Below are 12330 nucleotides of genomic sequence, written 5' to 3'. Positions count from 1 at the left end.
AAATTATTTGGTTCTTCTAAGCATTACTTCTCCAAGATGAATGATACGTTCTTTGTTTTCATCATCTAATGAAGTAGATTTTACTGCATTGACAGATTTATCGTGCAATTCTTCCATTGTATCCAATGCAATTTGAGGTATTCCCATTTCGTGATACAAATCCTGGAAAGCTTTAATTTTAGTGTTTTCATCCTTCTCTTCGAACAAGTCAAAAATTCTTTTTCTTTGTTCGTCATTGGCCTTTTGCATAGCATTAACCAATAAGAAAGACTTTTTATTTAAAAGGATGTCTCCACCAATCTTTTTACCAAATGATTCATCTCCGAAAGTATCCAAATAATCATCCATAATTTGGAATGCTAATCCAGAATATAAACCAAAGTCATACAAAGCTCTTTTGTCAGCTTCAGATGCACCTCCTATGATAGCTCCAATTTCACAAGCAGCACCAAATAAAACAGATGTCTTAAGACGAATCATATTCATGTATTCATCAACTGAAACATCATTTCTGGTTTCAAATTCCATGTCAAATTGCTGACCTTCCATTACTTCTTTTCCCATTTTGTTGAAGCAATTCAATAATTCTCCGGCTTTATCAGCATTATCTTGAATTAATAGACTTACCGCATGAGGAAGCATGGCATCTCCGGTTACGATAGCCTTGTCTACACCAAATTTTTCGTGAACTGTTATTTTTCCTCTTCTCAATTTGGCTTTGTCCATAATATCATCATGAACCAAAGTGAAGTTGTGAAATACTTCAATAGAAATGGCAGCAGCCATAGCTTTTTCTTGAGGAACATTGAATCCTTGAGCACTCATCAATACCATCATAGGACGCAGACGTTTTCCGTCTAAGGTCATGATATGATGAACAGCATCATATAAATTCTCTGGAAAAGTTTCCAACGCTTTGGTTTCTAAAAACTTCTCAATTGCTTCTTTTTGTTCCTGTAAACTTGTTGCGATTGCTGTCATAACTTAAAATCTATATAAAACCTCAAGATCTTCACCTTGTAGTTGTTCTTGAGTTGATTCCCAATTTTGAGTAAAACCTAACATGTATCCGCCACCACCGGCTCCACATATTTTTAAAAAATAATCTCCTGAATCTAGTCCGTTTGATACAGTATCTAGATATTTTTCAGGAATTAAGTAATTCATTTCACCGTGCTGAAATTTTACCAGATTGTATAAATTCAAATACAATTCATCAGTATTAGCATTTAAAAAGTTGTTAATACCGTCATTTGTATATGGAGTTAATTGACACTCTAATTTATTCTTGAATTCAGCAGTAGATGCACTTGCTTTAAATTGACCAACTAATTTGTCTGTATTTCTAGACAATCCTGTATTTAGTAAAAACACTACATGTTTTCCTTCGGGCTTGTAGGTTGGTACCTTAACCGGAACAATTTCAAAGTTTGATTTAACTAAAAGTGGCTCATTGATCAAAATACTTAATGGATCAATTCCAGAGCTCGTGCCATGAAAATATCCTTCTAAGCCACCTAGTGTAGCTTTTAAGTGCTTGATTTTCTCTTTGGTTAATACTTTCAATTCATCCTTAAAGTCACCTGCTTTATCCAGATATCTTAAAAATATAGCGGCCACTAATGCTCCTGAACTTCCTAACCCAAAACCTTGAGGTATGTTGCTTTCAAAGAAAAGTCCTTTATCTAATTCAGTTTTGAATTTTTGTACGTTCAATTTGAATTGCTCATCAGTGTGATTATCCAAAATATGCGTGCAAAATTTTCTAAGTCCCTGATTTGATTTAGCAGCTTGAATTGCATCAATAGCCGTATCAGCATAGCTAAATTGCCCTGAAAACTTGTCAAAAGGCATTGTTAGTGCCATGCTGTCGTAGAGTAAACTATACTCTCCAAACAACAAAACTTTGGAGGTGAACTTTTCCATTGGTGTTTAGATGCTCAATTTTTGAGGGCCTTCGCCTTCGTGGTCAAAAATAACCTTTTTATAAGTGTCTTTCAACTCTGTGTTGATAAACTCTTCAACAACATCCTGGTATTTTTCAGGATATAAAACATGAACATTTGGACCTGCATCCAATGTAAAACAAACAGGTACAAGATTTTCTAGTCTAAACTGCATGATTTTTTCGATAGCAGTAATAGTTCCAGGCTTAACCAAAAGATAATAATCAGTAGATGTCATCATCATTGCATGCAATGTCAACGCATCTGATTCACATATTTGGATGAAAGAATCAATATCTCCTTCTTCCAATATATCAACCAACTCTTTTGTTCTTTTTTCTGCTTGTTTAAATCTAATTTCAGCAAATGGATGATCATTCATCAAAGAATGACCAACTGTACTTGATATCTTTTTTGGCTCATCCTCAACAATAAGGATAGCATCTTTGTAATTTTTAAAGATAGGGTGGATGTTGTGAACACCAACTGCATATTCATTTGAAGTACCTTCAATTCCGTCTACTTCACCCCAGATTGAGTATGAAGGAAAAACAGATCTACATGCACTTCCACTTCCTAATCTTGCTAATTCACTTGCTTTTTGATAAAAGTCATCATCAATTTCTTTTTCTTCAAATTGATAAGCGATATCAAGCATAGCAAGTGCAATTGCTCCAAAAGCAGAAGCTGAAGAAGCAATACCAGCCGAGTGTGGAAAACTATTTTTTGACTGAATTGTAACAGCCACCATATTTAAATAAGGAAAACTATCAATGTTGTCAGCCAAATAAGCTGCTACACGATTTCCGAATTTTTGATTCTCCTCTCCTTCAAAATAATACGTTAGTTCAACTTGCTCGTGTGTAGTTTTTTCAGACACAGTAACTTCTACCTCAGTGTAAGAGTTACTAAGCGTTAAACTTAACGAAGGGTTGCAAGGAATTTGAACACTCTTTTTTCCCCAGTATTTTACAATTGCAATGTTAGACGGACAACGCCATTTAACTTTGATCTCGTTTGTAGTTTCAGTAGTATTTCCCATCTATTTTATGAGTTCATCATACGTAAACATGGTATCATACCCTTTTGATTTAAAGTAGTTTTTAGCTTCTTCTAAATCACGGAATGTGGCGAGAAAATAATCTCCTCCCCATGCTCCCAAAGATTTGATACCATAATTATAATCCGCAAAGATATGGTCTTTTAACATTTTACGGCCAATAATTGAAGATATTAACGATTCAGAGTCGTTAATTAGCGACTCAAAATGTGCTATCTCATTGCTAGCCAATGCCTCATCAACTATATCGTTCATTTTCTTAATATCTTCAATAGTGACAAGCCTTTTTTGAAATTTCTCTATTTCATCCTTGCTACTTTGTTTTTGACCTAAATAGACGAATAACCATTTATTGGTTAATTCACTGCTTAGATTAACTTCTTCCCAACCAATATCATCTGGCAAAATTTGATAGACGATAGGGCCATTGGCTGTGGCACAAGCCAAATCATATCCAGATCCTCCAAAAGACTCTTGCAAAAGGAAAAAGGGATCAATATCTGACCATTGAGAAAGTAGACTTATAAAAGTAGAGGATGAGCCAAATCCCCATTTCAAATTAAAATCAGCTGTAATTTTAAAATCGTTGAACATATGCAACTCAGGATTCATAATTGAAATCTCTTTTAACAAGCGTTTCAATACCTGCGTTACATTACTGTCAGATGATTCAATTTCTCTGAACTTATCATCCAAAATAGCATTGTACCAAATACCATCCGGACCATGACTTTCCCAACGAATTAAATTATTTTCATTAGGTGATACTTCTAGTTTTTGGCCATATTTTAAAGGGAAAGCGAGACTTTTAGCTCCATCAAGTACAAGGTACTCTCCAAAGAGCATCAGCTTACCAGCAGCCTGATAAGTTGTTGTTTTATGTGTACTTTCTTGAATCAATTTTTAGATGTTGCAGCCAACTCTAACTCTTCAACATATTCTCTAACAGCAGAAACAGAGACATTTTTGTCCTTGAAATAATCCACTACTTTCTGTCTGTTACCTTTTTCAACTTCTAATTGGTTCATAATGTTGAAAAGGTGCATTTTCATATGTCCTTGTTGGATACCGGTTGTAGTCAATGATTTTACCGCTCCAAAATTGTTTGCTAATCCAGCAGCTGCAGCAATACTCATTAATTCTCTAGCCGAAGGATGATCTAAAATTTCATGTGACAATTTTACCAAAGGATGGAGATTAGTTAAACCACCAACTACACCTAATGCAATTGGAAGGTTAAGCTCAAATCTGAACTTACCATCTTTAATTTCGCAATGAGTTAAAGAAGTGTAACCGTCTTTATTCATGCTAGCATATGCATGTCCGCACGCTTCTACTGCTCTAAAATCGTTACCAGTTGCTAAAACAACAGCATCAATTCCGTTATAAATTCCTTTATTATGTGTAGTTGCTCTGTATGGATCTATTTGTGCAATTCGTACAGCACGTCTGAATTTATTAGCAAATTCTTCTCCTGTTATACCAGGAACAATGTCGTTCATGTTTTCCAATTCAGTTTCAACCCAACACTTTACCATACAGTTAGGAGTTAAGTTTGAAAGGATAGACATGATGATTTCTAATCCGTTAGGAGTAAATTCATCTTGATCCTTATGCCAGTCTCTGAATAGGTCAGCAAATCTTTCTAAGCAAGAATTTACGAAGTTGGCTCCCATTGAATCAACTGTTTCAAAAGTCACAAAAAGCTGCATAGCTCCCGGTTCTTTATCAGATAGATCTCTCAAAACGATATCTTTGATTCCTCCGCCCCTGGCTTGCATGTTTTTAGTGATGTCAGCTGATCCTTCAATCAACAATTCTTTCAACTCCTCAAATCTGGCTTTCAATTTATTGACATCATCTTTCCAAACAAAGTGAACTTGACCTACTTTTTCTGTGTCAATGATTTCTGTTCTGAATCCACCTAATTTGTGCCAGAATTTAGCACTTTTAGAAGCTGCAGCTACAACTGAACTTTCTTCAATAACCATTGGTATTGCATAAGTTTTACCATTGATTAAAAAATTAGGTGCTATAGAGTAGGGTAAGTGAAAATTTGAAATTGTATTCTCACTAAACTCATTTATCATCTCCTGAATTTTGGCATCAGGATGATTAAAACTTTTAAAAGTAGAAACTGCCTTGTCGGAATCTTTGAAGAACTGAGCTATGGCTCTAATCTTATCTTCTCTTTCCTTTTTCGAAAACCCTTCAATAAATTTATCCATCACTTACTTATTCAATCACTTTACTCTTAATAATCTTTGTGCCATTTGTAGGCCTTTAATTTGAAACGCAGCAAATTCATCCAATGCTTCTTGCGATTCGTTAGCATATTTAAGAAAAGGCGCAGCCTGACCATATACTGCATCAAGTTCAGATTTTGAAATCAGATAATACCCATCTAGGAAGTTTTTTACACCTCCACTGATGATTACGTGATTGCACTTTCTTAAGCTAGCTAGTTTATCAACGGTATCGTTCAAAAAAGTAACCATTTCTTCCGCTGAATGTCCCAAAGCTACAACATCACCGTAAAAATCTTGCAATTTTTTGTTACGAATTAACTCAAGCTTTGAAAAATTAGTACCTCCATTAGCTGCGAAATCTACCGCCATTAGTGGGAGTTTCAACAATTCACCCATACTTTTAGGACCGAATCCTTGTCCAACCTCTTTTACGATAATAGGCTTGTCAAATTCATTTAAAAGTTGTTGAATTGTTACTAAAGGAGATTGCTGAATCAAATCGCCTTCTGGTTGAAGCCACTCCTGTAAAGGGTTTACGTGAACTATCAAACCATCAGCACTCAGCTTTTCTACCAATTTCTTAAGAAGATCACCTTTATTTTCTTGTAAAATTCGTTCAATTTGGGCTATACCAACATTGGCATAAAATGGTACTTCGTCTCCTAAAATGGGTCTTAAATTGAAATCTTCAAAATAGGTATTGTCTTCTAAGATGATTCGACATGAACCCAATCCCATTCCAAAACCATATTTGGCAGCTGTTTTAGCTAACATTTTATTTAATGGTCCGGCTTTAGATGTTCCCCCCGTCATTGAAGAAATCCAAATAGGATACTTCATTGTTTTATTCCCCAGCTTAACGGACATACTTTCATCTTCTGTAGGATGTCCTGATAACATTGGTTCGTAATAAAATCTATCATCTAATTTGGCACTTTGTGATTCAAATGCTAAATCAAGGTGACTTTGCTTACGATTGTCAGCCGCTTCTAACGATTCATGTTCTATCTTCTCCATTACACAATGGCAGGTTGGTCCTCATCTTTAAGAATAGGACGTATGATGCCTACCGCATTTTTATAAAGTCGCATTTGCTTTTTAGGTTTGGTAACAAAATGCAAAGGATGTTGCATGGCTACCTTAAAGAAATGCTTTAGTAAATACTTTTTATTTCTGTTTATTCCTGCTAAAATTGAAAGTGGACCAGTTGATTGTTCACCTCCTTTTTGGAGATATTCAAAACAAGCCTCTTTCAAATCAGCATCTCTAAACACTTTATACAAAGCGTTTGCCAAAATATTGATTGTTTCAACTTCTTCTGATCTATTTTCATAATATGATTCGACAGCTTTTTCTAAAGCTTCTGAATTGTGCACATCTACGCCATCTAAAGCCTTGTTCAAGCTGATGATGTCATTAAACGTGGCAGTCATTCCTCCACCGGTTAACGGATGACGCATGTTTAATGAATCTCCAAGTAGCACAACACCTTTTTTTCTAAAAGCTTGAGCTTTCATACTGTGGTTAGGCATTACTTTCAACTGATCATTTTCAATTGCATTCACGAATGAAGGAACCATTTCTTTTGGAAGTACTGCTGAAATCTCTTCCTTAAATTTTTCAATCGCTTTGGTTCCAATTCTAGGAGGTTTTTCTCCCGGATAATCAATTAAGATTCTATATCCGTTAGAATGAATAGGGTAAACCAGTACAGGTGCATCACCTGTAACAATCATGTGTCCTAAAGAAGGATGTTCTAAATCCAAATCCCTAAGCACCAATCCCATAAAGTAAGAAGTAACCTTTTTGTTTGGTTTACTCAACTTGCTTCTGAAGAAAGACATTGGGCCGTCGCAAACTACCACCATGGCTGCTGAACTTTTACATTCTTCACCTTGCGCATTGGTATAAGAAACGCCAGTAACCACATTGTTTTCTTCAATAAGGTCTGTTACATTTCCTTCAACAAGATCAATGTTTTCTTTGGATTTAATATCGTTTCGGATAGCTGTAAGGAACTTACCATTTCTTAAACCAATTCCCTTGATGCCATTATCAACATCTTTGTAGTGAATGGTAAATGTTTCGTCTCCCTTGATGAGTTTATAACCTTCTACAACTTGAGCGTCAAATCCTTCAACTAAATGAGCTAAACCCATTTCTTCAAGTGCTTGAAGGCCTCTGGGTTGCATTAGTTCACCGATAATTCTGTCAGGTTCAGTTAAATCTCTTTCTATTACAAGGATTTTTTTATCCTTGTTTTGCGAAGCAGCAAAGACTCCCCCTGCTACTCCTGCACCAATTACTATTATGTCGTAATCAAACGTTTTCATAAGCGTTCACTTTTGTCAAGATATTATTAACCTTTTGACTAGGGTCTTGCTTAGAGAGTGATTGTAAAATTTTTACAAATTCTGTTTTTGTTTGTTCAAAGGTATTAATTGACATAAAATACCTTGCAGTTCTACCTTTTCTAATTTTAACATTCTTATGTAGAACATTTTCATTGTTATATAGTTCGGCTAGTGTTGCAATTGCCATCAATTGTGGGATTGCACAAAATCTGAATACCATTTTATCCTCCAATGATTCTAAGTAATCCATACATGCAGGAACATGGTTCAAGGCATTAATCACCATTTCGTTGAGAACATTTAAACCGGTTTGTTCATTTTTTTGAAGATCTTCCAATTTTTCCACTCTTCCTTTCCAGGCTTCTTCAGGCCAAAATACTCTGTCCTGTTCCAGGTCTTCAGCAAAATCACGAATGATATTGGTTTTTTGCAAAAACAATCCCATTTCGTTAGAAAGTGCTTTGTCTGCTAATTTTTCACTTTTTTCAAGATCAGAGGCTAAGAATAATTTACTTAATCCTATTCCAACCAAGCCGGCTACGTAGTAGCAATAATCATCCCAATCAGCATATGAAATAACTTTTTCATGGGCATATTTATTCATGCCATGTGCCATTTCATCAGTGATTTCTGTGATTACTTCTTTGTACTGAGGAGCTAAACCATGATAAACACGCAACACTTTATCAAAGTGCAACATCAAATCCTGATAATCCTGAGTGTCACCAATATTTTTAAGCGTAAATGCCTCTTTGTTCATTCGCTCTGCAAAAGACGTCAACAGTTTTTCTTTTTCTATTTGGTCAATTTGCATGTCATCTTCAACAGTGTCAAGTCCTCTAAGTATAAGGTAAAAAAGGCAAACCGGATCTTGTAATTCTTTAGGTAATTGCTGTATTACAACTGCAAAAGATCTTGATACTTTTTTCAAAGCTTCATAGCAGAATTCTAGGTCATCAGTTTCTTTAGATAGTTCAGTCAACCTTTTTTCAGAAGGTTTGAAATGACTGAATTCCTTTTTCATTTTAAAAAGGTACTGAACCTCCTGCGGTCTTTGAGAATAATATAAAATTCTTGAAATCAAACTATCCTAATTTTGCTACAAGTTCAACTAATCTGTTTGAGTATCCGGCTTCGTTGTCATACCATGCAACTACTTTAACCATGTTTCCAATGATAGAAGTAAGTTGGGCATCAAAACTTGAAGAAAAAGGATTTCCAATGATATCTGAAGATACAATTGGGTCTTCAACATAATCCAAAATTCCTTTTAAAGTTCCTTTTGAAGCATCCAAAAAGGCTTTATTCACTGTTTCTACAGTCAGTTCCTTATCCATGATGAATGTCATGTCAGTTAAAGAACCATCCGGAACAGGTACACGGATACCACAACCTCCCATTTTTCCGTCAAGATCAGGGAAGATTTTTGTGATTGCTTTAGCAGCACCAGTTGTTGTAGGAACAATTGATTCTGCGGCAGCTCTTGCTCTTCTTAAATCTTTATGAGGAGCGTCATGAAGTTTTTGATCGGATGTGTAAGAATGTATAGTTGTTATGTAAGCACTTTGAATTGTACCAAGTTCCTTCATTACTTTAACTAAAGGTGCAGCACTATTGGTGGTACAAGAGGCATTAGAAATAATTTTTTCTGAACCATCCAGGATTGATTCATTAATACCTAAAACCACTGATTTGATATTTCCGCCACTTGGAGGTGCAGAGAGAACAACCTTTTTTGCACCTGCCAACAAATGTTTTGAAGCTAATTCTTCAGTTCTGAAAATACCTGTAGATTCCAAAACTACGTCAATATTCAGGTCTTTCCATGGAAGATTCTCTGGTGCTTTTTCAGCAAATAGCTGCACTTTTTTACCATTGATAATTAATGCATCACTTTCGGCACTGACAGTTCCCTGAAATTTTCTGTGAACAGAATCATATTTGAAGAGATGTGCTAATGTTTGACTGTCTGCAAGATCATTGATAGCAACTAATTCTATCTGAGGGTTGTTTGCAGCTACTCTTGTAAAGTAGCGTCCAATACGTCCAAATCCATTTACTGCAACTCTTACTGACATCCGCAAAATTTTTAGACAAAATTAGTGATTAATAAGGATAACGTCAGAATAAAAAGGGCAGAATTGTTAGTTTTTTTTCAAGAAGTTTAAACCTGTATCAATTGAGAAGAGGATTTTACTTTTTCAATTCATCTAAACGATTAATGCCGGAATAACATGTGCCTTTTTCGTTTCGAGAAAAGCCTATCAAAGTCATCCCATATTCTTTGGCAAAATCAACCGCTAAACTACTTGGTGCAGAAACTGCTGCAATTACAGGAATTTTAGCTCTAAAAGCTTTAGATACCATCTCGTATGAAACGCGCCCACTTAAAGTTAAAACAGTAGCTTTTTTGATGAGTTGTTTACTGATTAAATCTCCAACAACTTTGTCCAATGCGTTGTGTCTTCCTATGTCTTCTTTTATACTTAATAAGTTGCCTTCATTATCAAAAGCCGCAATTCCGTGACATCCTCCTGTAATTTTAAAGGCATTTTGATGCTGATTCATAGTTTCAAACATCTGGAAAAGAGATGTAAAGGATAGGGTAGTGCTTGAAGTTAATTTTTCTTCTTTAGGCAGTAATTCCTCAATTTCTTTTTTACCACAAATCCCACAGGAAGAAACACTTAATAAACTTCTTGAACTTAAATATCCATCAGCCAAATTTGATGTAGGAGTTGTAAGGTTGACTTCATTTATAAAACCATGATCATCTTCTTTGAATGAACATTTAACTTGATTAAAATCTGAAATCACATTTTCTGCATACAGTAAACCTGTAGCTAATAATTGTTCATCTCCCGGAGTTTGCATTACCACTGTAAATGATTCACCATTTATTGATATTTGAAGAGGTGATTCAATACTTAAAGGGTCAGTTACTTTCGTAACCGACCCTTTTTCAAATTTATATGCGTCGTATTCGCTAATATCTTTCATTAAGATAATCCTGAAATAACACCATTGTTATCAATTGACATGCCTTCTGAAGCTGGTACTGCAGGTAATCCCGGCATTCTCATCATAACACCTAAAATAGGAATTACAAAGCCTGCTCCGGCTGCAAATTCAAACTCTCTAACATTTACCATAAAACCAGTAGGTCTTCCTAGTAAAGCATCATTATCTGAGAATGACTTTTGTGTTTTTGCCATACATACAGGCAATTTATTTAGACCAAGTTCTTCAATTTTTTTAAGATCAGTTAATGCTTTTTTAGAGTACTCAACTCCATCTGCGCCGTAGATCTCTTTTGCAATAGTTTCAATTTTATCCTTAACTGACATGTTCCAGTCGTATAAAGCTTTAAAGTTGTTTTGACCTTTTTCTACTTCAGCAACAACAGCTTCAGCAAGATCGGTCATTCCGTTTCCTCCATCAGCCCAACCTCTTGCAAGAATGGCTTGAACTCCTTTAGCTGAACATCTATTCTTTATTAATTGAACTTCTTCATCAGTATCTGTAGGAAAAGCATTGATTGCAACAACAGGGTTTAAACCAAATTTCTGCATGTTTTCAATGTGCTTTTCAAGATTTTCTAATCCTTTAGATACACGTTCTGCACTTGGCGTGTTGTATTCATCTTTTGTTGCTCCTCCGTGATGTCTAAGAGCTCTAATTGTAGCAACCAATACAGTAGCTTTTGGTTTTAATCCACCAGAAACACATTTGATATCTAAAAATTTCTCTGCACCTAAATCGGCTCCAAATCCGGCTTCTGTAACCACATAATCAGACAAAGAAAGTCCCATTTTAGTTGCGATTATTGTGTTAGTTCCTTGTGCTATGTTAGCAAATGGTCCGCCATGAATAATGGCAGGATTTCCTTCTAAAGTTTGCACCAAATTAGGTTGAATAGCATCTTTTAGTAGAATGGCCATTGCATTTTCAGCTTTTAAATCTCTTGCATAGATTGGTTTTTTGTCGAAAGTCATTCCAACATAAATATTTCCCAATCTAGATTTAAGGTCTTCAAAATCTTCTGCCATACATAAAATGGCCATAACCTCTGAAGCGGGAGTAATATTGAAACCATCTTCTCTAGGGATACCATTACCTGTTCCTCCTAAACCAATAACTATGTCTCTGAGTGAGCGATCATTCATATCCATTACTCTTTTCCACGCAATGGTTCTAGGATCAATATTTAAATTATTCGTTTTGCTTTGTAAATTATTATCAATCAACGCACTTAAAAGATTATTAGCCTTTTCAATAGCAGAAAAATCTCCTGTAAAATGCAAATTGATATCTTCCATTGGTACAACTTGTGCATATCCTCCACCAGCAGCTCCACCTTTTATTCCAAATACAGGTCCTAAAGAAGGCTCTCTTAAAACTACAGTTGTTTTTTTTCCAATTTTATTCAGTCCTTCAGTCAATCCAATAGAAGTTGTTGTCTTTCCTTCTCCAGCAGGAGTAGGAGTTAAGGCCGTTACAAGGATTAAAGTATTTTGATTTACTTTATCTTGATTGATGAATTTTAAAGGGATTTTAGCCTTATATTTTCCGTACATCTCAATGTCATCTTCACCTATGTTTAGTTTAGCAGCTATATCACGAATATGCTGTAATTTTGCGGCTTGCGCTATTTCAATATCAGATTGTACTTTTGTTGCCATGATTTTTTTAGTAAATTTGAGAAGCAATATAACAAATTT

11 protein-coding genes are annotated in these 12330 nt (G+C 35.3%); all 11 read right to left on the bottom strand.

Going from position 1 to position 12330, the window contains the following annotated elements; translation table 11 throughout:
• Positions 1–3: 3 nt before the first annotated feature.
• Complete coding sequence (locus tag K6119_RS03015) at positions 4–981, bottom strand: polyprenyl synthetase family protein (RefSeq protein WP_221833804.1); 978 nt, start codon at positions 979–981, stop codon at positions 4–6.
• 3 nt (positions 982–984) lie between these two features.
• The gene (locus K6119_RS03010) at positions 985–1926 is read right to left on the bottom strand and encodes a GHMP family kinase ATP-binding protein (protein WP_221833805.1); all 942 of its coding nucleotides are present in this window, start codon (positions 1924–1926) and stop codon (positions 985–987) included.
• Positions 1927–1932: 6 nt separating this feature from the next.
• Entirely contained in the window at positions 1933–2988 is a 1056-nt protein-coding gene (locus tag K6119_RS03005; RefSeq protein WP_221833807.1) for a diphosphomevalonate decarboxylase, read from the bottom strand.
• Positions 2989–3906 carry a GYDIA family GHMP kinase gene (locus K6119_RS03000; RefSeq protein WP_221833809.1) on the bottom strand — a complete coding sequence of 306 codons (918 nt, stop codon included), beginning with the start codon at positions 3904–3906 and terminating at the stop codon, positions 2989–2991. It abuts the gene before it with no gap.
• Positions 3903–5234, bottom strand: a complete 1332-nt coding sequence (locus K6119_RS02995) for a hydroxymethylglutaryl-CoA reductase, degradative (RefSeq protein ID WP_221833810.1) — start codon at positions 5232–5234, stop codon at positions 3903–3905. Before K6119_RS02995 ends, K6119_RS03000 begins: the two co-directional genes overlap by 4 nt.
• A 15-nt stretch (positions 5235–5249) precedes the next feature.
• Positions 5250–6272: a beta/alpha barrel domain-containing protein gene (locus K6119_RS02990; protein WP_221833811.1), complete on the bottom strand. Its 1023-nt coding sequence runs from the start codon at positions 6270–6272 to the stop codon at positions 5250–5252.
• Complete coding sequence (locus K6119_RS02985) at positions 6272–7588, bottom strand: FAD-dependent monooxygenase (protein WP_221833812.1); 1317 nt, start codon at positions 7586–7588, stop codon at positions 6272–6274. Before K6119_RS02985 ends, K6119_RS02990 begins: the two co-directional genes overlap by 1 nt.
• Positions 7575–8633, bottom strand: a complete 1059-nt coding sequence (locus K6119_RS02980) for a squalene synthase (protein WP_221833813.1) — start codon at positions 8631–8633, stop codon at positions 7575–7577. Before K6119_RS02980 ends, K6119_RS02985 begins: the two co-directional genes overlap by 14 nt.
• A 61-nt stretch (positions 8634–8694) precedes the next feature.
• A complete protein-coding gene (gap, locus tag K6119_RS02975) occupies positions 8695–9687 on the bottom strand; it encodes a type I glyceraldehyde-3-phosphate dehydrogenase (RefSeq protein WP_221833814.1) in 993 nt (330 codons plus the stop codon).
• Positions 9688–9802: 115 nt separating this feature from the next.
• Positions 9803–10609: a formate dehydrogenase accessory sulfurtransferase FdhD gene (fdhD, locus tag K6119_RS02970; RefSeq protein ID WP_221833815.1), complete on the bottom strand. Its 807-nt coding sequence runs from the start codon at positions 10607–10609 to the stop codon at positions 9803–9805.
• On the bottom strand, positions 10609–12291 hold the full coding sequence (locus K6119_RS02965) for a formate--tetrahydrofolate ligase (RefSeq protein WP_221833816.1): 1683 nt from the start codon (positions 12289–12291) through the stop codon (positions 10609–10611). Before K6119_RS02965 ends, fdhD begins: the two co-directional genes overlap by 1 nt.
• Positions 12292–12330 lie beyond the last annotated feature (39 nt).

The organism is Paracrocinitomix mangrovi (assembly GCF_019740355.2).
Lineage (GTDB): Bacteria > Bacteroidota > Bacteroidia > Flavobacteriales_D > Crocinitomicaceae > Paracrocinitomix > Paracrocinitomix mangrovi.
This window is presented reverse-complemented; position numbering and strand designations above follow the sequence as displayed.